Origin of the sequence: Micromonospora fluostatini, assembly GCF_050410825.1 — a bacterium.
Lineage (GTDB): Bacteria > Actinomycetota > Actinomycetes > Mycobacteriales > Micromonosporaceae > Micromonospora > Micromonospora rosaria.
In genome coordinates this window covers 1,220,292-1,245,536 of sequence record NZ_CP191251.1, presented here as the reverse complement: position 1 = coordinate 1,245,536, position 25,245 = coordinate 1,220,292, and the positions used below count along the sequence as shown (strand labels likewise).

General features: G+C 75.9%; 18 protein-coding genes. 12 read left to right on the top strand and 6 right to left on the bottom strand.

Features of this window, described 5'->3' with window-relative positions; all coding sequences use genetic code 11:
• The first annotated feature begins 122 nt into the window (after window positions 1–122).
• The 7 genes from ACQUFX_RS05490 (at window position 123) to ACQUFX_RS05460 (ending at window position 8,678) form a co-directional block, all read left to right on the top strand.
• Window positions 123–1,151 carry a LacI family DNA-binding transcriptional regulator gene (locus ACQUFX_RS05490; protein ID WP_428964932.1) on the top strand — a complete coding sequence of 343 codons (1,029 nt, stop codon included), beginning with the start codon at window positions 123–125 and terminating at the stop codon, window positions 1,149–1,151.
• A gap of 460 nt (window positions 1,152–1,611) precedes the next feature.
• Window positions 1,612–2,910, top strand: a complete 1,299-nt coding sequence (locus ACQUFX_RS05485; protein ID WP_428964931.1) for an ABC transporter substrate-binding protein — start codon at window positions 1,612–1,614, stop codon at window positions 2,908–2,910.
• 104 nt (window positions 2,911–3,014) lie between these two features.
• On the top strand, window positions 3,015–3,932 hold the full coding sequence (locus tag ACQUFX_RS05480) for a carbohydrate ABC transporter permease (protein ID WP_428964930.1): 918 nt from the start codon (window positions 3,015–3,017) through the stop codon (window positions 3,930–3,932).
• 4 nt (window positions 3,933–3,936) lie between these two features.
• The gene (locus ACQUFX_RS05475) at window positions 3,937–4,854 is read left to right on the top strand and encodes a carbohydrate ABC transporter permease (protein ID WP_428964929.1); all 918 of its coding nucleotides are present in this window, start codon (window positions 3,937–3,939) and stop codon (window positions 4,852–4,854) included.
• Between the two features lie 2 nt (window positions 4,855–4,856).
• Complete coding sequence (locus tag ACQUFX_RS05470; protein ID WP_428964928.1) at window positions 4,857–6,776, top strand: glycoside hydrolase family 127 protein; 1,920 nt, start codon at window positions 4,857–4,859, stop codon at window positions 6,774–6,776.
• Window positions 6,777–6,935: 159 nt separating this feature from the next.
• Complete coding sequence (locus ACQUFX_RS05465) at window positions 6,936–7,553, top strand: hypothetical protein (protein WP_428964927.1); 618 nt, start codon at window positions 6,936–6,938, stop codon at window positions 7,551–7,553.
• Window positions 7,554–7,637: 84 nt separating this feature from the next.
• Window positions 7,638–8,678 (top strand): hypothetical protein, encoded by a 1,041-nt coding sequence (locus tag ACQUFX_RS05460; protein WP_428964926.1) that lies wholly within the window; start codon window positions 7,638–7,640, stop codon window positions 8,676–8,678.
• A gap of 107 nt (window positions 8,679–8,785) precedes the next feature.
• Here the strand turns inward: ACQUFX_RS05460 and ACQUFX_RS05455 are convergent, their stop codons facing one another.
• Window positions 8,786–9,874: a LacI family DNA-binding transcriptional regulator gene (locus ACQUFX_RS05455; protein WP_428966869.1), complete on the bottom strand. Its 1,089-nt coding sequence runs from the start codon at window positions 9,872–9,874 to the stop codon at window positions 8,786–8,788.
• Window positions 9,875–10,158: 284 nt separating this feature from the next.
• Window positions 10,159–11,376, bottom strand: a complete 1,218-nt coding sequence (locus ACQUFX_RS05450) for an AfsR/SARP family transcriptional regulator (protein WP_428964925.1) — start codon at window positions 11,374–11,376, stop codon at window positions 10,159–10,161.
• Window positions 11,377–11,937: 561 nt separating this feature from the next.
• Here ACQUFX_RS05450 and ACQUFX_RS05445 point away from each other — a divergent pair.
• The 5 genes from ACQUFX_RS05445 (at window position 11,938) to ACQUFX_RS05425 (ending at window position 17,793) form a co-directional block, all read left to right on the top strand.
• Entirely contained in the window at window positions 11,938–14,019 is a 2,082-nt protein-coding gene (locus ACQUFX_RS05445; RefSeq protein ID WP_428964924.1) for a BTAD domain-containing putative transcriptional regulator, read from the top strand.
• Between the two features lie 95 nt (window positions 14,020–14,114).
• On the top strand, window positions 14,115–14,351 hold the full coding sequence (locus ACQUFX_RS05440) for a hypothetical protein (protein ID WP_428964923.1): 237 nt from the start codon (window positions 14,115–14,117) through the stop codon (window positions 14,349–14,351).
• A gap of 119 nt (window positions 14,352–14,470) precedes the next feature.
• A complete protein-coding gene (locus ACQUFX_RS05435; RefSeq protein ID WP_428964922.1) occupies window positions 14,471–16,423 on the top strand; it encodes an alpha/beta fold hydrolase in 1,953 nt (650 codons plus the stop codon).
• Window positions 16,424–16,444: 21 nt separating this feature from the next.
• Window positions 16,445–17,038: a hypothetical protein gene (locus tag ACQUFX_RS05430; RefSeq protein ID WP_428964921.1), complete on the top strand. Its 594-nt coding sequence runs from the start codon at window positions 16,445–16,447 to the stop codon at window positions 17,036–17,038.
• Window positions 17,035–17,793, top strand: a complete 759-nt coding sequence (locus tag ACQUFX_RS05425) for a class I SAM-dependent methyltransferase (RefSeq protein WP_428964920.1) — start codon at window positions 17,035–17,037, stop codon at window positions 17,791–17,793. The genes ACQUFX_RS05430 and ACQUFX_RS05425 overlap by 4 nt, the downstream gene beginning before the upstream one ends.
• Window positions 17,794–17,845: 52 nt before the next feature.
• Here ACQUFX_RS05425 and ACQUFX_RS05420 read toward each other — a convergent pair whose 3' ends face one another.
• From ACQUFX_RS05420 to ACQUFX_RS05405, 4 genes are all read right to left on the bottom strand, one after another.
• Entirely contained in the window at window positions 17,846–18,136 is a 291-nt protein-coding gene (locus tag ACQUFX_RS05420; protein ID WP_428964919.1) for a DUF1540 domain-containing protein, read from the bottom strand.
• 169 nt (window positions 18,137–18,305) lie between these two features.
• Window positions 18,306–20,246, bottom strand: coding sequence for a hypothetical protein (locus ACQUFX_RS05415; protein WP_428964918.1), 1,941 nt, complete (start codon window positions 20,244–20,246; stop codon window positions 18,306–18,308).
• Window positions 20,243–24,028 (bottom strand): vWA domain-containing protein, encoded by a 3,786-nt coding sequence (locus ACQUFX_RS05410; RefSeq protein WP_428964917.1) that lies wholly within the window; start codon window positions 24,026–24,028, stop codon window positions 20,243–20,245. The genes ACQUFX_RS05415 and ACQUFX_RS05410 overlap by 4 nt, the downstream gene beginning before the upstream one ends.
• Complete coding sequence (locus ACQUFX_RS05405) at window positions 24,025–25,215, bottom strand: ATP-binding protein (RefSeq protein WP_428964916.1); 1,191 nt, start codon at window positions 25,213–25,215, stop codon at window positions 24,025–24,027. Before ACQUFX_RS05405 ends, ACQUFX_RS05410 begins: the two co-directional genes overlap by 4 nt.
• Window positions 25,216–25,245: the final 30 nt, after the last annotated feature.

Genomic DNA, 25,245 nt, shown 5'->3' with positions numbered 1-25,245 from the left:
CAACGAGGGATGGTATGTTAGCGCTATCAGACGCGGTCCCGACCCCGGCCACGGTGGCCATGGGGCCATGGCGGCGACGCGGGAAGGACGCGGGCCCGGGTCCGCGCGGGACGAGGGGAAGCATGGGCGACGTGAGCGTGGCGAAGAACTGGCGACTGCCGGTCATGGGGGACGTCGCCCGCCTGGCCGGCGTGTCGCACATGACCGTGTCCCGCGTCCTCAACGAGCCCGGCTCGGTGCGCCCGGAGACCCGGGAGCGGGTCCTGCTCGCCATCGAACAGCTCGGCTACCGCCGCAACAGCGCCGCCCGGAGCCTGGTCACCCGGCGGTCCCAGACGCTCGGCGTGGTCTGCTTCGACACCACGCACCACGGGCCGGCGTCGATGCTCAACGGCATCGTGCACGCCACCGAGGAGGCGGGATACGCCGTCAGCGTGGCGAGCCTGCGCCGCCTGACGGCCGACGCCGCGACGCAGGCCGTCCAGCGCCTGGTCCACCAGTCGGTGGAGGGGCTGGTCCTGATCGCGCCGCAGGCCGTGGAGGCGATGGCGTTCGTCCGGGCGTTGCCCACCACCCTCGCGGTCGTCGCGGTGGAGAACGCCCTGCCGACCGTCACGAGCGTCTCGGTCGACCAGGTGCTGGGCGCCCGGCTGGCCACCGAGCACCTGCTGTCCCTGGGCCACGAGACCGTCCACCACGTCCGGGGGCCCGCCGACTGGAGCGAGGCGAACGGACGGGTCGAGGGCTGGATGACCGCCCTCGAGGCGAACGGCCGGCCGGTGCCCCGGGAACTCGCCGGCGACTGGAGCGCCGCGTCCGGCTACGCCGCCGGCCGCAAGCTCGCCCGCGACCCCCGGGTCACCGCCGTCTTCTCGGCGAACGACTCGATGGCCCTGGGCGTGCTGCGGGCCCTGCTGGAGGCGGGTTTGCGGGTGCCGGAGGACGTCAGCGTGGTGGGTTTCGACGACTTCCCCGAGGCGGCGTACGTGACCCCGCCGCTGACCACCGTGAGCCAGCCGTTCCGCGAGGTCGGGCGGCGGAGCATCGAGATCCTGCTGGGCGAGATCGAGGGCGGTGCGGCGCGCGGCGCGTCGGCCGTCATCCCCCCGGAGTTGGTGGTCCGCGCCAGCACGGCGCCCCGGCGGCGGTGAGGCACCGGCGGGAACGCCGCCCGCAACCCGCCGGAAACATTGTCTTTTCGCGCTCTTGACGTCACTATCGTTAGCGCTAACATCGATCGTGACCTCGTTCACAGCCGCGCAATCTCCCCTTTCCCCGCCCCTACCCGCGCGCCGCACCGCGTCGGCCACCCACCGGCGCGGCGCCGCCGGACCCGCACCGCACACCGTCCGCGCGGCTGGCCGCTTCGCCCCGGCCGACCGCCACCACGGTGGACGTCGACTCGACCACGCTCAGCGCCGCCACCGATCAACCGCCCTCCGCTCGGTCAGCCGCCCTCCGCTCGGCCCGCTGGTACGACCACCGGCACGCACCAGCGCCGACGCGGTGGCCGTCGCCCCGCTCGGCACCACGCCCCACCGCCGGACAAGCCCTCGGTCAACCGGGACCGCCCCGCGGCTCCGTCCCCCCGACGAACCCTAGGAGAGCACCATGAGCAGAACCCTGGGTAGACGTACCGCCCTGCGGTCGCTGGCCGCAGCCCTGGCGACGGTCCTGACCCTGGGCGTGACGGCGTGCACCGGCGACGACCCGAGCGGCCCGGGGGTGGCCGAGGCCGGGCCCGAGGGTGTCGACGACGGCAGCGAACTCACCATGTGGACCCGCGCGCCGCTGGAGAAGCAGGCCAAGCTCCTCGTCGACGCGTACAACGCCAGCCACCAGAACAGGGTCAAGCTCACCGTCGTACCCAACGACGACTACGTCGCGAAGGTCGGTGCGGCGGCCGGGTCGGGCGGTCTGCCGGACCTCTTCGCCGCCGACATCGTCTACGTGCCGAACTGGGTACGGCAGGGGCTGTTCCAGGATCTCAGCACGAACGTCGAGGGCCTCAGCTTCAAGGACTCCATCAACAAGGGACACCTCTCGGCCGGCACGGTGGACGGCAAGCCGCACGTGCTGCCCTTCGTGCTGGACCTGTCGATGCTGTTCTGGAACAAGCAGCTCTTCCGGGACGCCGGCCTGGACCCGGAGCGGGCACCGGCGACGCTCGGCGAGTACGCCGCCGCCGCCAAGGCGATCCAGGCCACGAAGAAGGCCGGCGTCTACGGCACGGCCGCCGGCCTGAACTGCGGCGGCTGCCTCGTCTTCACCTGGTTCCCCACCATCTGGGCCGCCGACGGCGCGGTGCTCAGCGAGGACGGCACCGAGTCCAAGCTCGCCGACGAGACCGCGCAGCGGGTCTACCGCACCTGGCGGGACCTGTGGCAGTCCGGCGCCGTCCTGCCCGCCTCGGCGGGCGAGACGGGTCCGACCTGGACCGCCGCCTTCACCGAGGGCAAGGTCGGCCTGATGTTCTACCCGGCGACGCTGCTCTCCTCCACGCCGTTCGAGGTCGGGGTCGCCGGCATCCCCGGCCCCGACGGCGGTGCCTCCACCTTCGTCGGCGGCGACGGCATCGGGGTGTCGAAGGACTCGAGGAAGTCCGCGCAGGCCTGGAACTTCCTGAGCTGGATGATGTCCGAGCAGGCCCAGGTGGAGGTGCTGGCGAAGAACAGGGACGTGGTGTCGCGCTCCGACCTGGCGAACAACAAATACGCCGCCCAGGACCCGCGCCTGGTGACCATCAACGAGGTGGCCGGCCAGGGCGACACCCCCGTCGCGGTGAACTTCCAGCAGGCGTTCAACGCGCCGGGCAGCCCGTGGCTGACTCTCGTCCGCAACCAGGTGCTGACCGGCAGCGGCGACCTCCGCAAGGACAACGACGAGATCACCGGCGTCCTCCGGCAGTAGCCGTCGCGTCGCGGGCGTGTGCCGGCCCACGGGTCCACCGAGCCGACACACGCCCGCCGCCGGACCCGGTGCGCCACCACCCGCCGACCCGACGAGAGGTTCCCATGGACGTCAGAGCGCCGTCTCACCCCCTGCGGGCGGCGATGCGGGGCCGGGCCCGGCCCGGTGGCCGTCGCGCCCTGCTGGGCTGGCTCTACGCGGCACCCACGGCGCTGTTCGTGGTGGCGCTGTTCGCGGTCCCGCTGCTGCTCGTGCTCAAGATGGCGGTGTCCCGATGGCCGCTGCTCACCGGCGACCAGGGCGTCAACGCCCCCGACAACTTCGTGAAGGCGGTCAACCACCGCTTCTTCACCGACTCGGTGGTGTTCACCGTCAAGTACACGGTGCTCGCCACGGTCCTGCTGCTGGCGCTCGGGTTGGGGCTGGCGCTGCTCGTGCAGGAGTCGAGCCGGTGGAACAACCTGCTCCGGGCGTCCTTCCTGATCCCCAGCGCCCTCGGCCTGGCGTCGGCCTCCCTGCTGTTCTACGTGCTCTACTCCCCGTACGCGAGCCCGCTGGCGCCGGTGATGGAGCGCCTGGGTCTCACCTTCCTCGACTCCCCCACCGCGGCGCTGGTCTCGACGACCTTTCTCATCGTGTGGCGCTACGCCGGCTTCTACATGGTGCTCATGCTCGTCGGCCTGCAGGGGATCCCGGCCGACGTCTACGAGGCCGCCCGCACCGACGGCGCCACCCGGTGGCAGACCTTCCGGAAGGTCACCCTGCCGCTGCTGCGCCCGACGCTGGCCCTCACCACCGTGCTCTGCGTGACCGGTTCCCTGCTCGCGTTCGAGCAGTTCTACATCCTCACCAAGGGCGGCCCGGACAACAGCACGGTCACCGTCGTCCAGCTCATCTACCTGGTGGCGTTCCAGGGCCAGAACGACCTCGGCGTGGCGGCGGCCCTGTCGGTGATCGTGCTGGTCGCCCTGGTCCTCGTCAACGCGCTGCAACTGCGCGCCTTCCGGTCCGAGGAGAGTTGAGGCGATGTCCGTCGTGTCCCGTTCCACCGCCACCCCGGGCAGCGCGGCCCCGCCGCCGTCCGACGCCACCCCGTCCCGCCCGCCCCGGTCCCCCGGGGTCACCGTCGCCGGCATCGCGCTGCGGACGCCGTACTGGGTGCTGACCGGGTCGGTGGGGCTGGTCTTCCTGGCCCCGCTGCTGTGGACGGCGGTCGCCTCGGTCTCCCCGCAGGCCGGCACGAACCAGGTGGACGGCTGGGGGTTCGGCAACTACGCGACCCTGGCCAGCTACCAGGCCGGCGTGTGGCGCTACCTCGCGAACTCGGCGTTGGTGTCGCTGCTGACGGTGGCGCTGACCCTGCTGATCTCGTTCCTCGGGGGCTACGCGTTCGCGCGGTTCCGCTTCCCGGGCCGCAACGTCCTGTTCATGCTCACGCTCGCCATCCTCATGGTCCCGTACGCGACGCTGCTGATCCCGCTCTACGTGCTGCTCAACGAGGTCGGGTTGCAGAACTCCCTGGTCGGGGTGGCCCTCGTGCTGACGATGTTCCAGCTTCCCTTCGCCACGTTCCTGATGCGGATCTCCTTCGAGGCGGTCCCGAGGGAACTCGACGAGGCCGCGATGGTCGACGGGTGCTCGTCGTTCACCGCGCTGTGGCGGGTGCTGCTGCCGGCGGTCAAGCCGGGCCTGATCACCGTCGGGCTGTTCGCCTTCCTCGCCGCGTGGAACGACTTCATGGCGCCGCTGATCCTCATCAACGACACCGAGCGGATGACGCTGCCGCTCGCCGTGTCCAACCTGCGCGGCCAGGTGCAGGGGGTCGTCGACTACGGGGCGACCGAGGCCGGCGTCGTCGTGCTCGCCCTGCCGTGCATCGTGCTGTTCCTGCTCCTGCAACGCCAGTACATGCGCGGATTCATGTCCGGCGCGCTGAAAGGATGACCATGAGCGGCATCGCACCCACCGCCACGCCGGTCCTGCCGATCCGGGGGCGGCTGCGGCCGGTCGGGCTGGGCGACGTCCGGATCACCGGCGGCTTCTGGGCCGAGCGCCAGTCGGTCAACGCCGTGGCGAGCCTTCCGCACGTCGAGCACTGGCTCGAGCGGGAGGGCTGGATCCGCAACTTCGACCTGGCCGCGCGGGGCGACCTCGCCGGGGAGCGCCGGGGACGGGAGTTCGCCGACTCCGAGGTGTACAAGTTCCTGGAGGCGCTGGCGTGGGAGATCGGCCGGGGCGGCGATCCGGGGCTGGAGGCCCGGTTCCGGTCCGTGGTGCGCCGGGTGGCCACGGCGCAGGAGCCCGACGGGTACCTCAACACCCGGTTCGGTCGCCGGGGGCAGGCGCCCCGCTGGTCCGACCTGGCATGGGGTCACGAGCTGTACTGCGTCGGTCACCTGCTCCAGGCCGCGGTGGCCCGGGCCCGGACCCGGCCGGGCGCGGACGACGGGCTGGTCGAGGTCGCCCGCCGGGCCGCCGACAACGTGTGCGAGACGTTCGGACCCGACGGCGTGACCGGGCTGTGCGGGCACCCGGAGATCGAGACCGCGCTGGTGGAGTTCGCCCGGGTGACCGGGGACGACCGGTACCTCGCCCAGGCCGCGCTCTTCGTCGACCGTCGGGGCCACGGCCTGCTCGGCGACGTGGAGTTCGGCCGGGAGTACTTCCAGGACGAGCGTCCCGTCCGGGCGGCCACCGTGCTGCGGGGCCACGCCGTGCGGGCGAACTACCTCGCCGCCGGGGCCGTCGACGTCGCCGTCGAGCTGAAGGACGCCGCGCTGCTGGAGGCGGTCCGCACCCAGTGGCGCGCCACGGTGGCCCGCCGGACGTACGTCACCGGTGGGCAGGGCTCCCGCCACCAGGACGAGGCGTTCGGCGACGACTGGGTGCTGCCGGCCGACCGGGCCTACTCCGAGACCTGCGCCGGGATCGGCTCGGTGATGCTCGCGTGGCGGCTGCTGCTCGCCGACGGGGACGCCCGCTACGCGGACCTCATCGAGCGCACCCTGTTCAACGTGGTGGCGACCTCGTCGTCGACGGACGGGCGGGCCTTCTTCTACACCAACACCCTGCACCGGCGGGAGATCGGCAGCGTGCCCGACGCCGACCGGCCCAGTCTGCGGGCGGCGGCGTCGCTGCGGGCGCCCTGGTTCGAGGTGTCCTGCTGCCCGACCAACGTCGCCCGTACCCTGGCCAGCCTGGCGGCGTACGTGGCCACGGCCGACGACGAGGGTCTCCAGGTGCACCAGTACCTGCCCGGCACCATCGCGCACCGGCTCGCCGACGGGCCCGACCTGCGGGTGACGGTGCTGACCGGGTACCCGGACGACGGGGTGGTCCGGGTGCGGGTCGACAGCGACGACGACCGGCCCTGGTCGCTGTCGGTACGGGTGCCGGGCTGGGCCACCCGGGGGGCGACGCTGACCGTCGACGCCGACACCCGGCCGGTCGGTCCCGGGATGGTCACCGAGCGACGGGTCTGGCGACGGGGGGACGAGGTCGTCCTGCGCCTGCCGATGGCGCCCCGGTTCACGTACCCGGATCCGCGCATCGACGCGGTCCGGGGCTGCGTCGCGGTGGAGCGCGGCCCGGTGGTGCTCGCCCTGGAGTCCGTGGACGTGCCGGGGGTCGGGACCGTCGACGAGTTCCGCGTCGACACCCGCCACCCGCCCCGCGTGGTCGACGGCCGGGTGACCGTGCGCTGCCGGCGGGTCCGGCCCCGCGAGGACGAGTGGCCCTACCGGGGCACCCCGGCCCCGCCGGACCCGGTGGACGCCGACCTCGACGAGGTGGCGCTGGTGGAGTACCACGCGTGGGCCAACCGGGGGCCCTCGACGATGCGGGTCTGGCTGCCGACGACCGACTGACCACCGCCGGCCGGAGGGACGGACGACACCGCCACATGTTAACGCTCACAGATGGGAACGGGCAGCTCGGCCCGGCCCGTGCCGCGCGGGTCACCACCCCCGAGGTGCCCGGCCGGTGACCCCCCACCCACCCCGGCACCACCACCACAAGGAGGGACCATGAGCCGTAGACGCGTGAGGAGGGCGCCCCTGCGGGTCGCCCTGGCCGCGCGGGTGGCGGGCGGAGCGGTCACCGTACCGTCACCGGCCCGCGCCGCCAGCCCGGTCCTGCCGGGCAACGAGGGTGACGTCGGGGTCACGGACTACTACCTCGACCGGGTGCTGGGCGGGCCCGGCACGCTCGGGTCGGCGGTGCTGATGACCCGGGGCCGCTCGCTCTACCTGCGGGGCGCGAACAACGCGAACTTCACCACCATGGGCTTCGCCGGCAGCGCGCACGTCGGCGGCCCCAACAACCTCGGCAACCTGTACACCGTCACCGTCCCCGGGCAGACCGTCACCGAGGTCGCCGCGCACCGGTTCGACGCGCCGAGCCACGCCCGGAGCCGGTACACCATCGGCACCACCTGGGTCACCGCCGACCTGACCAAGTTCGTCACCGACGACAACGTCGCGGTCACCGTCGTCACCTTCAGCAATCCCGGCGGGTCGGCGGCGACCCTCACCGTCCGCGCCGCGTCGCCGCTGGCCACCCGGGCCGGGCCGGGGACGGCCGCGCTGACCTGTACCTGCGGACCCCGGCGGACGTCGCCGCCGGCTCGTACACCTCGACCCTGACCCTGTCCCTGTTCGAGTGACCCACGCCGTGGGGGCCGTCCCCGGCGGCCCCCGCCCCGCTCCCACCCCGCGAAGGACATCGCCGTGACCCGAACCCTGCCGCGGCTGCTCGCCGTGCTGGCCGTGCTGCTCGCCACCGTGCCGAGCGCGCCCACCGCCGCCCTGGCGGAACCGACGCTCACCTGGGCGGTCCAACCGGCCGACCGCGACGGCCCGGACGGCCGCCGGTGGATCGAGCGCACCCTCGACCCGGGGCAGGTCGTGACCGAGCACCTGGCCGTGCGCAACTTCAGCGACGCCGCCGTGGTCTTCTCGCTCAAGGCGGCCGACGGCTACCTCACCGACAGGGGACGCTTCACCATGCTCCCGTCCCACCAGCCGTCGGTGGCCGGCGGCACCTGGATCGAGGTGCGGGAGACGGTCACCGTCGGGGCCCGGCAGACGCTGGTGGTGCCGTTCACCATCACCGTGCCACCGGATGCCACCCCCGGGGACCACCCGGCGGGCATCGCGGCGACGGTCACCAGCAGCGGCGGTACGGTCGCCGTCGAGAGCCGGGTCGGGTTCCGGGTCATGCTGCGCGCCAGCGGCGCGATCACCGCGAGCCTGGCGGTCGGCGACCTGGACGTCACGTACCGGCCCTCGTGGAACCCGTTCGCGGCCGGGACGATGCGCGTGCGGTACACGGCCAGGAACGACGGCACGGTCGCCGCGACCGGGCGCGGGCGGGTGACCGTCTCGGGTCCGTTCGGGCTGGCCCGGCAGGACGGCGTCGCCGACGTCGACCAGACGCTGCCGCGCGGCAGCCGGGCCGTCGACGTCCGGGTCCCCGGGGTCTGGGCGGTCGGTCCGCTGCGGGCGGCCGTCGACGTCTCCCCGGCCGTCGACGGCGACGCTCCGGCCGTCGCCGACCTGCGGCCGTCGTCGGCCACCGTGACGGTCTGGGCGCTGCCCTGGCCACAGCTGGCCCTCGCGGTCGGCCTGGCCGGGCTCGTCCTCGCCTACCGCAGCGTCGTCCGGCGACGCCGGCGGCGACTCGCACGGCTGCTCGCCGAGGCCCGGGAGGAGGGCCGGGCGGAGACCCGGGTCTCCACCCTCGCCGGCAGCCCGCCCCGGGACTCGTGAGGCACCAGGCCCCGGCCGGGGCCGACGTGGACCGTCGGGCCGGGTCCGACGCGGACGCTCGACACGGCCCGGCCGTCGACGGCCGGGCCAGGGGCGACGTGGGGGGCTCAGGCCGGGGAGCGTCGGGCCCGGCCCGGTCCCCCGATCACCTGCGGCGTGCTCGACGTGCGGGCCGACCACGCCAGGTCCCGACCCGGGCGGTCGCCGCCGCGTGGGGGCGCCGTGCTGTGCCGGATCACGAGATCGGGCACCAGCAGGTCGTGCCGGGGGTTCGCGGTCTGCCCGGACGGGCCGATCCGCTCCAGCAACAGCCGCAGGCTGCGTCGGCCGAGCTCGGCGAAGTCCTGCCGCACCGACGTCAACGGGGGCAGGAAGTGCGCACCGTCGGGGGTGCCGTCGAACCCCACGACGCTGACGTCGTCCGGGACCCGCCGGCCGGCCTCGTGCAACGCGCGCAGGAGACCGAGGGCGAGCTGGTCGCTGGCGCAGAAGACGGCCGTTACCGCCGGGTCACGGGCCAGCCACCGGCCCCGCTCGTACCCGGTACGGGCGTCCCAGTCGCCGGGCACCACCGCCGGCACCGGCGCGCCGGCCGCGAGCAGCGCCTCCCGCCAGCCGCGCAGCCGCTCGCTCGCCTCCGGCCACTGCGTCGGCCCGGCCACGTGGTGGACGGTGGGGTGCCCCTGCCGGAGCAGGTGCCGGGTGGCGACCAGAGCGCCGGTGACGTTGTCGATCCGGGCGCTCGGGACCGCCGCGTTGCGTCCGCCGCCCACGGTCACACAGGCGGGTCCGGCCGGCAGGTCGGCCAACGCGTCGGCCATCGCGGGTTTGGGGGCGATGGCGATGATCCCCTCGACCGACTGCCGGCTCAGCCAGTCGACCGCCTCGAGCACGGACCGGCGGTCCAGGTGACGGACACTGGCGACGCTGACGAAGTAGCCGGCGGCCCGGGCCGCGCCCTCGATGGCGTACAGCATGGAGGTGGGCCCGTACAGCGGGCTCTCGTAGCCGACGATGCCGAGGGTGCCGGACCGGCGGGTGACCAGGGCGCGCGCCGCGGGGTTGCGGTGGTAGTCCAGCCGCCGCATCGCGGCCAGCACCCGCGCCCGGGTGTCGTCGGCGACGTGCGGGTGGTCGTTGATCACCCGGGACACGGTCTGCGCCGACACCCCGGCGAGTTCGGCGACGTCACGCATGACCGACCGGCCGGGACGACCGGCCGACGGGTCGGCGCGGGCCGGGACGGCCTGCTCCACTGCTGTTGCACCGGCCGACGCCCGGCCGTCCTGCTCGCTCACACCCTGTGGCCTCCTCGCGCCAGGAGGGCTCCGCGACGACGGTGACCGTGCGCCGTGGAGCCGGTGGTCCGGGTCCGGACCTCGACGGGGATCGCTGGTCCTGGCCTCCGACAATGAACTCCGAAAACGTTTTCGGCAAGTCCCGTCGCCGCCCGCCACCCCGGACGCCCTCCGGCGGGCCGTCAGCGGGTGCCGACCACGACGATCTCGCCCGGCCGGGCCGCCGCGAGCACGGCCGCACAGCGGTCGAGGGCGGCTCCGACCAGGGTCGGGGCGTCCCCACCGAGCAGGTCGCCGGTCGGGGCCGGACCGGAGACCACCGCGGCGCAGCAGGTCACCCGGCCGGCGGCACGGAACGCCGGGTCCGGGCCGGCCGCACCCGCCGCCTGGCGGACCGCGGTCGCGGCGCGCTGGGCACGCCGGCCCCCGGGATCGTCGGGGAAGAGGGCCACCACGGTCCCGCCCAGGACGAGCGCCAGTCGGCCCGCGGCGTGCTCGACGTGCCGGTTGATCCCACCGACCCAGCCGTCGCGCAGTGCGGCCTCCTCCTGCGGGCCGGCGGCGACCTCGGCGAAGCCCCGCAGCCGGAACATGAGCACGCTCGCGTCCTGCGGGCCGGGTTCGGCCGGCCGGCCCACCACCGGGTCCGCCAGCGAGCGCCGCAGCGCCTGCAACTCGGGCCCCGGGTCGATACCCCAACTGTCGGCCAGCGTGCCGCGCAGCTGGTCGTAGACGGCCCGCGCCTCACCGGGTCGGCCGGCGTCCCGCAGCGCCTGCATCAGGATGAGGTGCAGGCGTTCCCGGAGCGGCTCGGCGACGACGAGCCCCATCGCCTCGTCGACCACCTCGTCGAGGCGGCCCGCCGCCCGGTCGGCGTCCAGCCGGTCCTCCAGCAGCGTCAGCCGCTCCTCGACCAGGGCCGCGAACTCGGGCCAGGCCGGGTCGGCCGCCGGCCGGCCCGGCCACAGCCCCAGGGCCCGACGCATCAGCGCCGCCGCCTCGGCCGGCCGCCCGGCCCGCGCCGCCGTCCGGCCGTGCGCGGCGAGCCGCCGGGCCACCAACAGGTCGACCGCGTCCGGCGCGACCGCCAGTTCGGCGTACGCGTCGGTCACCACCAGGCGCCAGCCCGGACCGTCCGGCAGGCGGGCCCGCAGCCCGGAGGCCAAATTGCGCAGGGTCAGCCCGGCCCGGCGCGGTGGCCGACCGGTCCAGATCCGGTCGACCAGGTCGGCGGTGGCCACCGGCCGGTTCGGGTGCAGGGCGAGCGCGGTGAGCAGCGCCCGCCGTGTCCGGCCGGGGACCTTGACCGGCCGACCGCCCACCAGCACCTCCAGCGGCCGGAGCACGGCGACGAAGACGGCGGGCTTCCCAGCCCTGACCGGCGGTCGTACGACGTCCACCTCGGACTCCCCCTCGTGGGGCCGGACCGGCCCGCCGGTACGTCCCGCACCGGCCCGGTTCCGGCGCCCGATCGACACATCCCGGTGGACAGCCTGTCACGCCCCGGTCGCGCTGTGGAGGGGTCACGCGCCCGCGATGTCGGCGGGTCCGGCCCGACCGCCGTACGGCAGAGCCGACGTTAGCCGTTAATTGAGCCGGTGTTAGCTACCCGGGCAAGGATGCGCAAAGGGGTATCACGGGGGCGCTGAGGGCTGTCCGGGGGGCTCGTGGGCAACGCGACGAAGGGTGTCGGCGGAGCACCGTTCCCGACCGCACCCGGCCGTCGGCGGCCCGCTGCGGCGCCGGTCTCCACCCGGCCCGGCCCACCGCCCGGGAGCGGACGACGGACATCCCGCCCCCTCCCCACCGACGGGCCCACGTCGGACGGTCGACGTCGCCCGGCACACCCACCCCCCACCCGCCGTCCGTACCGACCCGCCCGACCCGTTCACCGGCCCGCCACACCGGGTCGAACAGCGGGCGGCGTCGCGGATAGCTGGAGGGGGACAGAAGGATGGCCCATGCCGGCACGACCTCCCACCGTGGAACTGCGGCTGCTCGGTCCGGTCGAGGTCCGCGTCCACGGCACACCGGTGGCGTTGCCCGGTCGTCGGCGGCGCGCCCTGCTCGCGCTCCTCGCGCTGCACGCCGGCCGGCCGCTGGCCCTCGGCGTCCTGCTGGAGCGGATCTGGGGGCCGGAGCACCCGCCCACCGCCCTGGCGGCGCTGCGCAACTGCGTCTCCGCGCTGCGCAAGCTCCTGCCCGCCGGTGGTCCGGTCCGGCTGGCCACGGTCGACCAGGGCTACCGCCTCCAGGCCGACCGGGACACGGTGGACGTGGCCGCGCTGCGCCGGCTGCTGCCCCGGGCCCAGCTCAAGCTCGGCGCGGGTGAGGCGCCGGAGGCGGCGTCGTTGCTGGCCGCGGCCTCCCGGCTGTGGCGTGGCCCGGCCCTGGCGGACCTGCTCGACAGCTACGCCGACTGGCCGGAGGTCGCCGAACTGGAGGAGCTGCGGCTGCGCACCATCGAGGAGCGCATCGACGCGGACCTCGCCCTCGGCCGGCACCGCGCGCTCGTCGCCGAACTGGCGGGGCTGGTCCGCGCCCACCCCGGACGGGAACGGCTGTACCGCCAGCACATGACGGCGCTGTACCGGGCCAACCAGCAGGCGCACGCGATCACCGCGTACCACGACGCCCGCACCGCGCTGGTCCGGCACACCGGCCGGGAGTCCACCCTGGAGCTGGACGAGCTGTACCGGTCCATCCTGGAGCAGCGCGCGGACCTGCCGCCGCGCGTCGACGGCGGGCCGCCGCCCGCACCCACCGGCCCGGTCTCCCCCGTCCGGCCGGCCGGGCCCTCCGGTCGGCTGCGTCGGGTGACCCTGCTGTGCCTGCGGATGCCGACCGGCGGCGAGGCCCGGCCGGCGCACACGCTGCCGGTCGTGCACGCCAACCTGCGCAACCTGGGCGGGCGGATCGAGTACGTGCTGGGGTCGACGGTGGTGGCCTCCTTCGGCCTGGTCTCCGGTCGCGGCGACACCGCCGGGTTCGCGGTGTACGCCGCGCTGGCGGTACGCGCCGCGGTGGCCGGCCGCCCCGGTTTCGCCGCCGCGGTGGTCACCGGCCCGGTCCTGGTCCGGGAGGTGCCCACGCCCGAGCCGACCCGCCCCCGGCTGGTCGGCCAGGTCGTCGACGCCGGCATGGACCTGCTCGCGGCCACCCCCGACGGCACGGTCCGGGTGGACGACACCACCCGGCGGGCGAGCCGGCGGCTGATCCGGTACCTGCCGGACACCGCCGGGGCGGACGGTCCCGACCACGCGGCGGACCGGGCCTGGACCGCGCGGGCGGCGTGGCTGCTGCCCCGCGACCCGCACCGGCGCCGGGCCCGCCCCCTCGTCGGCCGGCAGGCCGAACTCGCCCTGCTGGCGGCGATCCTGGACCACGTGCCCACGTCCCGCCGGCCGCACCTGGTCACCCTGGTCGGCCCGGCCGGGACCGGCAAGACCCGGCTCGCCCTGGCGACGGTCGCCGCCGCCCTGGCGCGGCTGCCCGCCCTCACCGGGTACATCGCCCGGGTGGGGGGCGGCGACGACCCCACGGTACGGCTGGAACGGCTGCCGGGGCCGCCCGGCCCCGGCGTCGCCCCGGCACCGCCCGGGCGACGCCCGGCGGCACGTCAGGGCCTGCGACACGTCGTGGCGGCCCTGCGGACCGTCACGCCCGACGGCGTGGCGCCGGCGGCCGGCTGGCGGCAGGTGGTCCGGGACCTGCTCGGCGGGGCCACGGTGGTGATCGTCCTCGACGACCTGCACGACGCGCCGAACGAGCTGCTCGACGCGGTCACCGCCGTCACGGCGACGCCCGCCGCGCTGCCGCTGCTGACCGTGGTGACCGCCCGCGAGCCGTTGTCGCGACGCCGACCGGACTGGGGGGCCGGCCTGCACAACGCCATCGTCATCCCGGTCCCGCCGCTGGCCCCGGCCGAGCCGCTGCGGCTGGTCCGCGACGTCGCCGCCGACGCCGAGGGACCACCCGGGCCGCACCAGGCCGGACCGGCCCGTGCCGAGCCGGGGAGCAGCCAGAGCCGGCGGGGCCGTTAACGACCGGCACCGCCGGCGTTATCCCCCGCCGAGATACTCGGCACCGGCTGACCGGGCCACCCGGGCGCCGGCGGCACCGACATCGAGGATGCTCCATGTCCGACCCTCTGGCCAGCGTCAACTTCAGCAGGTACCTGAAGACCGTGCCCGTGCGGGCGGAACGGTCGACGTGGCTGGGCCGCAAGGACGGGTCCCCCGTCATGCTGCTGCCGACCATCGTCACGCCCGCGATCGTCACCGGGACGGTCAACGTGGCCACCCAGGTCGTCGCGCAGGTCACCGGCGTACGGCAGCCCGACCCGAACGCCACCGACCCCAGCAACCTGGCCTGACCGGCCGGTGCGGTGACCACCCGGTCGCCGCACCGCACCCGGGCCCGCCCCCGACCGGGCGGGCCCGGGCCCTCTCCGACCCCGGCCGGACACCGGCCGCCGCACCTGGGAGCCGTCGCATGGGACTTGTCGCGCGGGCGCTGCGCCGCCTGCCCACGATCCGTCCGACCCGTGAGCAGACCCTGCTCACCACCGAGCGGATCGCCGCGGTGGGACAGCTTCTCTCCAGTGTCGAGTACCTGATGGAGCCGCGCAGCGAGCTGCCCGGCCGGGCCAACGAGTGGGCCACCCTCCAGGCCACCCGGTTCACCTTCCGCTCGGGCGTGGCCCGGCGGATCGTCGGCGCGGTCGCCGACCGGCGGGTCGTCACCGGCCTGCACGTGCTCCGGGTCGGCGCCGCGCTGCTGCTGCTGGCCCCGACCGGTCGCCGGACCCGGTTCGCCGCCGGATCCACGCTGGCCGTCACCAGCGCCCTGCTCTACCCGCACGAGTCGTACGGCAGCGACGGCAGCGACCAGGCGACCTTCGTCGCGCAGAGCGCCGCCGCGCTGGCCCGCGCGGTGCCGGACCGGCCGGCGCTGGTCGACGCGGCGCTGTGGTACGTGGCCGCGCAGGGCACCCTGTCGTACGCGGTCTCCGGCTGGGCCAAGCTGCTGGGCCCGCAGTGGCGCAACGGCGAGGCGCTGCCCGGGGTGCTGCGCACGTACACCTACGGCGACCGGCAGGCGTACCGGCTGGTGCGCCGGTACCCCCGCACGGCGCGGGTGCTCGGCGCGGCGGTCCTCGCCCTGGAGTGCTTCTTCCCGCTGGCGTACCTGGGCCGGGGCCGGGCGGCACCGCTGTTCGTCGGGTCCGCCGCGGCCTTCCACGTGGTCAACGCGCGGCTGATGGGGCTGCACCGGTTCGTGCCGGCCTTCCTGGCGCTGCACCCGTCGGTGCTGTACACGGCCGGTCCCCGGCGGGCGGTCACCGCCAGCGGGCCGGAACGCCGCGACGACCTCTTCCCGGTGGTGCTCGCCGCCGGTGGGGTGGCGGTGGTGGCCGGCGCGTACCGGGCGCACCGGAGGCGGCGGGCGCTGGTCACCGCCGGCCGGCCGGGCGAGCAGCGGCTGACCACCGGTACCGGCAACGAACTGACCTTCCGCCGGTCGGGCCGTACCGCGCCGGGCGTCCCGCTGGTCGTCGTCGAGGGCGGTCTCGCCGCGACGATCGAGCAGAACGTGTGGCTGGAGCGGGGGCTCGGCGAACGGTTCGCGGTGCTGTCCTACCAGCGGGCCGGTTACGGCAGCAGCCGGTACCGCTGGCCCGGCGAGTACCACCTGGACGTGGCCCTGCGCGACCTGACCGACCTGGTCGCCGACCAGGCCGGCGACCGCCCGGTGGTGGTGCTCGGGCACTCGCTCGGCGGGTACCTGGCCTGGCTGGCGGTGCCCCGCCTGACCGACCGCCTCGGGGACCGGGTGCGCGGCGTCGCGCTGCTCGACGCCACGCACCCGGACGAGCTGCTCCAGTCGGCGGCGCAGTACTCCGGCGCCCTCTTCCACGACCGGCACTTCGACGAGGTGGCGGTCTCGCTGCGCCTCGGCCTCGGTGTGCTGACCGAGCGCCCGGAGTTCGTCGACGACCTCCCCGCCGACGTCCGGGACCTGGTCCACGCCCAGTACGCCGACCCGGGCATGTGGGCCGCCGCCCGGCGGGAGTGGCGGGCGGTCCGGACGTTCTTCGGCCACCCGGACGCGCGCCTGCGCCCGGTCGACGTACCGGCGGTGGTGCTGACCGCCGAGCGCACCGCCACGCTCGACCCGGTGCAGGTCCGTCTGCACGACGAGATGGCGCAGGCGGCGGCCTGGTCGCACCGGCACGTGGTGGCGGACACCAGCCACGAATCCGTCGTCGTGACGGCGGAGGGCGCCGCCCGCGTGGTGGACCTGGTCGCCGCCTTCGTCGACGCGGCGGTGGCGGCCCGGCCGGGCCGGGTCACGCCGGACGGCGCCCCGGGGGCGGGCCGGGAGCCGACGGACAGCGGCCCCCGGCTCTCCGCCGCGCCCCGTCCGCCGATCCGCACCGCCTGACGGCAGAAAGAGATGAGACAGATGACCGCAGAGCACACCGCACCGGCCCGGCGGGGCCTGGTGACCGTCCTGGCGGCCGGCGCCTTCGCCGGTTGGTTCTGGGCCAGCGTCGCGGCGGCCCACCCGTCGGAGATGTTCAACCGGGTCCGCCGGCTCGACCGCAACGGCATCTTCCTGCCCAACTGGCGCTTCTTCGCCCCCCACCCGGCCTGTTTCGACTACGGGCTGATCTACCGGGTGGAGGAGCACGACGGCACGGTGTCGCCGTGGCGGTTCGTGATGGAGCCGGTCCACCGGACCTGGGCGCACACCGTCTGGTTCCCCACCCGACGTCGGTCGAAGGCCCTGTTCGACGTGGCCGCGGAGCTGCTCGTGGTGGGCCGCAAGCTCGCCGAGCGGGGTACCGTCACCGCCGAGGTGGTGGAGGCGCACCCGGCGTACACCGTCCTGCGGGACTTCACCGGCGCGGTCGTGCGCGAGCGGCAGCACGGCGACGCCCCACCCGCCGGGTTCCAGTTCGCGCTGATCGAGCACGCCGGCTACGACGAGCTCCAGGAGGAGCCCACGTACGTGCTGATCTCGTCGTTCGTCCCGCTGACGGAGCGGGCCGGATGAGCGCGCCGCAGACCGTCCGCACCCGGCGCGGGGCGGGTTACGACGACCTCGCCGAGGTCTACGAGCGCTACGCCGGCGCCGCCGCCCGCGCCGTGTGGCGGCTCGGCGTCGGCGCGGAGCTGGCCGTTCTGGCCCCCGGCACCCCGCGCGTGCTGGACCTGGGCGCGGGCACCGGCATCGGCACGGGCGTGCTCACCGAACTGGTGCCCGGGGCGGAGGTGACCTCGCTGGACCGGTCGGCGGAGATGCTGGCCCGTGGGGGCGTCCCGGCCGAGCGGCGGATCGTCGCCGACATGGCGGACTTCACCGTCGAGCAGCCCTTCGACGCGGTCGTCTCCGGCTTCGACAGCCTCAACTACCTGCCGCCGGACCGGTTGGCGGACTGCCTGGCCCGGGTCGCCGACGCGCTGCGCCCCGGCGGTCACCTGGTGTTCGACTACTGCTCGCGCCGGTTCCTGCGGACCGACGCCGACGTCGGCGCGAGCGAGACGGACCTCGGCGACGGCCTGCGCCTGCACCGGCGGCGGCACGCGTTCGAGGAGGCGTTCTCCCGCAGCCGGACCTTCCTCACCCTGTACCGCGCGGACGAGCCGCTCTGGCACCAGCACCACGTGCACTACACGGTGGACCCGTTCACGCTGGAGGAGCTGGCCCGGGGCGCCGGGCTGGAGACCCTGCTGATCCGCAACCTGGGTGACCGGCAGTTCACCCCCGGCCAGGCCACCCACCTGTACGTCCTGCGCCGGGTCGACTGACCCCGGAGCCACCGGGTCCCGGGGCGGACGACCGCCCCGGGACCGTCGACGATCAGCTCGGGTCGTACGTCTGGCAGTCGGCGGCGTCGCGGCCGGGGCCGACCCGGATCGACGGCGCGTGGCACTCCAGCTCGGCGTTGTGCCGGCAGTCGGCCCGCTGGCACGCCCCCACCTGGGCGATCACCTTGTCCAAGCCACCCTTGACCGACGTGTCGATGAAGGTGGCGCAGTTCGCGTTCTGGTCGTCGATCGTGATGGCGAACGCGTGACACCCGTCGTGGTTGTACCCGCAGTCGGTCACCGTGCACTCGTGCACCCGCGGCATCTCCAACATGTCCGTCATGTCGTACCCCTCCCTGGCGATCCGTGTGAGCTTCCGAATACCCCCACCACGCCCGGGTAATCTCCCCTAATAGCCGCAATAATCCACGATTCGGTCAGGTAAGCCTTACCTTCCCGGACGCCGGGCCGGCCACCGGACCGGGGCCTGGTCGCCCCGGCCCGGTGGCCGGTCAGCCGACGGGTACGGCGGTCCAGGAGGACCGGATCAGCTCCCGTTCGGCGGCGACGAGATGAGCGGACACGGCGAGCCACGCCCAGGCGTACCGGTCCGGGTCGGCGTCGGTGCGCCGGCCGAACACGTCACGCCCGCGTCGGTCGGACTCGTCGGCGAGCGCGGCGGCCACCGCGGCGGCGGTGGTGAAGCCGGCGCGACGCAACGGACCCGCCGGCCCGGCCTCCCCACCCCGGGCCGCCTCGGCGACGGCCCGGCGACCACCGGAGACGGCCAGCTCCACCAACCGGCGGACCCGCCACAGCGGGGACTCCGCGACCGCGTCGCCCTCGACGGCGAGGACCGGGGCGGTCATCGCGGCCGGGTCGCGCGGCGGGAGGTGGCCGCCCTGGATCTCGTCGTAGCCGAGGTCGGCCCGGCCCTGCCAGTCGGCGGGCAACCGCAGCGTCGTCCGCGCACCGGGCACCGGACCGACCGCCAGCGGACGCACCGTGCCGGCGCGGTGCGGATCCAGCCGGCCGACCACCCGGATCCGCAGACCCGGCCACGAGGCGAGCCGCCGCAGGTTGGCCACGTGGGCCAGCAGCGGGTGGGCGTTGTCCGGCACCAGCCGGATCACCGGCCCGCCCGGCACCGGCGCGCGGTCCGGCCCGGCGTCCGTGCCGGGGGCCAGCTCACGGGCGAGCACCTGGTCCCCGACGGCACCCACCACCACCAGGTCACCGCCGACCAGCGCGGTCCCCGCCCGGGCCGGGTCCTGCGGGTCGTCGGCGGCGAGCTGCTCGGTGACCACCTCGGCGAGCGGACGACCGAACAGCTCCGCCACCGGCCCGGTGGACCAGTCGGTCCCGGCGAGCGGGGTGGCGCGGACCCCCTTGCCGGCGCCGAGCCGACCGTCCGGGGAGATGGTGGTGCCGGTGATCCGCAGACCGCCACGGGCCAGCACGGCGTGGTTCACCGCGACCGCGCCCATCTCGGTGACCGCCCGGGCGCTGTCGCGTGCCCGGTCCGGGCCACCCGGTCTGACGTCACCGAAGGTGAGCCGGCGCCCGTCGGTGGCGACCAGGTGGGTGACCACTCCGGCGTACCCGGTCGCGCTGATGACCGGTTCCCGGCAGACGCCGTGCACCTCCAGGGTGCCGTCCGGCTGGTACGGCCGCCGGAGGACGCCGACCAGGGCCGGGTCGGGGTCGCCGGCGGTCAGCCGGCCCGCCACGTACAGCAGGTCGTGCAGCACCTCGACCAGGTCGGCCAGCCGGTGCCCGGTCTGCCGCTTCCGGTGCGCCCGCAGGCCACGGACCAGGCGGAGCGCGGCGCTCTCCGCCCGGGGCAGGCCGGCCAGCCGGGCGCTGTGGGCGGCCCGCAACAGCTCCGCCTGGGGGACGGCTCCGGCGGCCGGCGCGCCGGCCGCGAGCACCACGGCGGCGGCCCGCCACAGCGCGGCGGCGGCGGCCCGTTGCGCCTTCGTCGGCGCGGCGCTCCGGCCGGCGCGTCCGGCCGCCCCGGCCCGACCGGTGGTCGCGCCGGCGACGGCACCGGCCCGGCCGGCCGGGGTGGCCGCGTCGGCGGCCGGCTCGGGATGGGCCGCCGAGCCGGCCACCGGCTCGGGGTGGGCGGCCGGGTCGGCGACCGGGCACGCCACCAGGACCGCGGTCCGGTGCAGGCACCGGGGCGCCAGCAGGCAACTGCACCGGGCCTGGCCCGGCTCGGTGACCGCGCCCGTCGCGCCGGGGGTCAGGGTGACCAGCGCCTCGGGGCCGCAGTCGACCGACACGCCGCCGTCGACCCGGCCCGGCGGCACGCCGGCCAGCCGCTGCACGGTGGCGTCGAGCCGCCGGTGCAGCCGGGGTGGCAGGGCCGCCACCGCCTCGGCGGCGACCTGCGGCGACACCGGCGGCAACCGGTCGGCGTCCACGGCGATGGGCGGGTGCTGCGTCAACGTGATCCTCCGCGGATGCGGTCGCCCACCCAGCGGGCGAGTTCCAGGGGGCTGAGCGCGGCGACCGGCATCCCGGCCGCGACGAGCTGCCCGGCGACGGGCACCGAGTAACAGGGCACGCCCTTGTCGTTCAGCGCGGCGCAGCCGAGCAGGTGAACGCCGGAGGCGGCCAGGGCGCGGACCTCGCCGAGCAGCCCGGCCAGCGGGTAGCCCTCCTCGAAGTCGCTGACCACCGCGACGATGGTGCGGCTCGGCACGGTCACCAGCGAGCGGGCGTGGGCCAGCCCGGCGGCGATGTGCGTACCGCCGCCGACGCGGACCTCCAGCAGCAGCGACAGCGGGTCGTCGACCCGGTCGGTCAGGTCGACCACCTCGGTGGAGAAGGCGACGAAGTGGGTGGACAGGGTGGGCACCCCGGCCAGCACGGCGGCGGTCAACGCCGACCACACCACCGACGCCTCCATCGAGCCGGACACGTCGACCACCAGCACCAGCCGCCAGTCGGCCGCCTGCCGGGCCCGGGTGTCGAAGACCGGGCGCTGCGGCACCACCACCGTCCGGCCGTCGCCGAGCCGCCGGGTGTGCGCCAGGTTCGCCCGCAGGGTACGGGCGAGGTTGATCCGGCCACCGGGGCGGCGCGACGGACGCGGGTTGGCCAGCCCGGTCACCGCCGGGCGCAGTTGGGTGGCCAACTGCCGGGTCAGCTCCTCAACCAGCCGCCGGACCAGGGGACGCAGGGCGGCCACCTTCCCCTCGGGCAGCCCGCCGGCCAGCGACAGCACCGAGGTGAGCAGCTCCATCGAGGGGCGTACCGCGGCCGGGTCGAGTTCGGTGAGCACGTCGGTACGGCCGCTCTCGGCCGCGCTGGCGATGACCTCCTCGCGGACCGCCGTGCCGAACAGCGCCTCCAGTTCGGCCGCCCACTCCCGCGCGGTCGGGAAGGAGGCTTCCTGGCCGCCACCGGCGGCCTGGCCGAGATCGGTGGCGCCCTCCCCCTGCCCCGCCCCGTACAGCTCGTCGAGGGCGCGGGCGTAGCGGCGGGCGTCGGCCGGCAACCGGTCGGGTTGCCGGCCGAGCAGCAGCCGCCACCGGTCCGTCGCCGCGAGCTGTCCGGTCGCCGTTCCCGACGCCGCCGGTGCGGTGCCGGCCGGGGCGGCGGCCTGACCGGTCGGGGCGTCCGGGATCGGCAGGTCCCGGGCGAGCAGGACGGCCCGGCCCGCCGCGTCGGCGGCGGCCCAGCGGGCCAGCAGCTCGGGCGGGGCGACCAGGGTCAGGTCGAGCCGGTCACCGAGCCGGTCGGCGACGGTGTCCAGGATCCGCTCGCGGGCCGCCGGGGTGAGCACGTCGAACCCACCGCGCAGCGCCGGCAGCCGGTCCAGGAACTCGGCGTCGGTGAGCCGTTCGATCCGGTCCAGCAGCGGGTCCAGCGCGGCCGGGGCGGACTGGAGCAGCGGGTGCGCGGCGGTGAGCAGCCCACCGAGCAGCCGGTGCAGGTGCCGGCGGCTCTCCGGCCCGGTCGCGGCGTCGACCCAGCCGGCCACCCGGGTGCCCAGGGTCGGCGGGTCGGTCAGGTCGAGCAGCACCCGGGCGGCCAGGGCGGCGCCCTGGATCAGCGACGAGCCGGTCCGGGCCAGGTGGTCGAGGGCCTCGTCCAGGCGCAGGCCGATCCGCTCCTCACCGGCGCGCACCGTGAGGTCGACCAGGGCGGCGGCGTCGGCGGGGGCGTCGCTGCCGGCCAGGCCGGGCAGCCCCCGGACCGCCGCGTCCAGCAGCACGACGGCCAGCTCGGCCGCCCGGCCCCGGCTTTCGGCGGTGGTGCCGGGCAGGTGTTCCCGGCGCAGCGCCTCCAGCAGGTCCAGCGCGGCCAGCAGCTCGGGCAGCGTGCCGGTGCCCGGCAGCACCGAGGCGGCCAGGCCGAGCCGGTCGGTGACCAGGTCGGGCAGGTCGCACCGGGCCGCGTCGCGCAGCCCGGTGAGCAGGTGGGCGGCGGTGGGTCCACCGTCGGCGGCCTGCCGGCGGAACCGCTCCCGCAGGGTGCCGGCCGCCGCCGACGCGGCGGTCACCCCACGGACGCCGACCAGGTCCAGCCGGGCCGCCACGGACGGGGTCCAGGCCACCTGCCAGCGGGTGGTCAGGGCGGCACCGTCGCCGGTGCCGGTGACCGTGATCGCCTCGCCGTACCCGACGCCGCAGACCTGCAGGCGCTGCAGCAGGGTCTCCCGGCGGCCGTCCAGCTCGGTGCGCAGCGGGTCCAGCCGGACCTCGCGGGGCTTCGGGCTGTCCGGGTTCGGCAACCGAAGCTCGGTGAGGTCCGCCTCGACCGCCGGGCCGAGCCCGGACCGCGGCGTGCCGGGGGCGGTCCGGCCCCGTTCGGTACCGACCAGGACGGTCTCCAGCGCGGTGGCCAGCGCGCGGCCCCGGCCGAGCAGTTCGCCCTGGCCGAGCACGGTGGTCACCGCCTCCAGCACCTCGCCCCGCCCGGGGGCGGGCAGGTCCCGCAGCCGGGCCAGGTCGTCGGCCAGCCGTACCGTCTCGGCGGCCTCACCGGTGCCGGCGGTGTGACCGGCCGCGCGCAGCTCCCGGCACAGGTCGGTGACCGCCCGGGCGGCGGCGGCGCGGATCCGTTCCGGGTCACCGGCGGCGGTGAGGACGAGCTGCTGCCAGCGCGGGTCGCGGATCCCCGCCGGGTAGCCGGACCGGGAGTCGAGCAGGTCGAACGTGTACGGCACCAGGGAGGTGGTGGCGGTGCCGGCACCCGGATCGGGCCGGGTCGAGGCGGACCGGGGCGCACCGGCCGGCGCGGCGACGGTCCGCGTCGCCCCGGCCCTGACCTCGGCGGTCGATCCGGCCACGGCCACGGCGGCCTGCGTGGCACCGGGCTCGACGGTCGACGGGGCGCTGGTCGACGCCGGGGTGACCGCCTCGGTGGCGGTGGCCACCAGCGCCGGAGCGTGGAAGGCGCCGACGACGGCGGCGACCCGCCGGCCGCCGGCGCCGGCCTCGGCCAGCACCCGGCGCATGTGCCGTTCCCGGGCCAGGTCCTGGGCGGGCACCCCGTCGCCGCCCACGCTGTCGGTCCGCATCGCCCAGCCGACACCGAGGGCGGCCCGGCGCACCGCCTCGGGTGGGCAGCCCGGGGCCCGCACCTCGACCACCCGGTCCCACAGGTCGTCGCCGTCGCGGCCGGTGCCGCTGGCGCGCAGGGCGGTGGCGTACGACCGGTGCGGGCCGGTGACCGGCGCACCGGACGTCCGGTCGGGTCCGCTCGCCGGGCCGGCGCCCGGCTCGGGATCGGCGCCCGGGTCGGGATCGGCGCCCGGGTCGGGATCGGCGCCCGGGTCGGGATCGGCGCCCGGGTCGGTGCCCGGGTCGGGGTCGGTGCCCGGGTCGGTGGTCCAGCCGGGGTCGGTCAACGGCAGGTCGCAGCAGACCACCTCGACGTCGTGCTGCCGGGCCCAGCGGATCGCGGCCAGCTCCGGTGAGAAGTCGGCGAACGGGTAGAAGCCCATCGGCCCGTCCGCGCCGTGGCTGCCGACCAGGGCCAGCGGGGCCCGGGCGGCCGGGTCGGACAGGTACGGCAGCCAGTGCTGGAAGTCGGCCGGCAGTTCGACGCAGACCACCTCGGCCCCGGCGGCGTCCAGCAGTGCCGGCACCACCGCCGCCAGGGCCGGGCTGTGATGCCGGACCCCGATCAGGTACGGCCGGGCCGACGCGGCGAGCGCGTCGACCGACACGCGCGGATCGGCCGCCGCACCGGTCGACGGAGCGGAGAAGGTCGTCACCGCAGGCTCTCCCGCAGGTCCCAGAGCCGACGCCACATCGCCGAGCCGTCCTCGGCGCGGCGGCGCACCGGCCCGTCCCAGTAGCCGAGCAGGCGGGCGTGGTCGTTCTGGTCGTCCTTGCGCACCACGCCGAGCAGGTGGCCGGGCACCAGGTCGAGGGGGTCCCCGCCGGGCAGGTACGCGGCGGCCAGGCCGAGCGACACCGCCACCTGCACCGCCTCGGCGGTGGACATCACCGTGCCGGGGCGTTCCACGTCCCAACCCTCGCCGGACCGCCCGGAGCGCAGGTCGCGGAAGACCGTGACCAGGGCGTCCAGCACCGCGTCGTCCACCGTGTACGCCGTGCCGGCGCGCTGCACGGCGGCGGTGGCCTGCCGGCGGACCAGGTCGGTCTCGGTGTCGGCGTCCGCGATCGGGTGGATGGTCTCGAAGTTGAACCGGCGCTTGAGGGCCGAGGACATCTCCGACACGCCCCGGTCCCGCAGGTTGGCGGTGGCGATGACGGTGAAGCCGGGCACCGCGCGGATCAGGCCGTCGTCGCTGCCGGCCAGCTCCGGCACGTTCATCCGCCGGTCGGACAGGATGGACACCAGCGCGTCCTGCACCTCGGGCAGGCAGCGGGTGACCTCCTCGATCCGGACCACCCGACCGGTCCGCATCGCGGTCAGCACCGGCGAGTCGACCAGCGCCTGCGGCGTCGGCCCCTGGGCGAGCAGCAGCGCGTAGTTCCAGCCGTACCGGAAGGCGTCCTCGGTGGTGCCGGCGGTGCCCTGCACGGTCAACGCGCTGGTGCCGCAGACCGCGGCGGCGAGCAGCTCGGACAGCATGGACTTGGCCGTACCGGGCTCGCCGACCAGCAGCAGGCCCCGCTCGCCGGCCAGGGTGACCACGCACCGTTCGACCAGGCTCCGCTCACCGACGAACTTCGGCGCGATGGTCATGCTGGCCGGCAGGCCGGTGCCGGCCGGGCCGGTGCGCCGGTCGGCGGGCAGCGTCAACGCCTCGCCGTCGCTGCCCTGGATGAAGGTGACCACCGCACGCGGGGTCAACGCCCAGCCCGGGGGCCGGGCCCCGTCGTCGTACGCGGCCAGAAAGGCCAACTCCCCGGCGTGGCGCTGCTCGGCGGAGAGGACCTGGGCGGCATCCTCCGCCGCTTCGGTGGAGTGGACGTGCTCGGTCACGGACACGGATCTTCCTCGATCTCTCTGGTGCGGTTG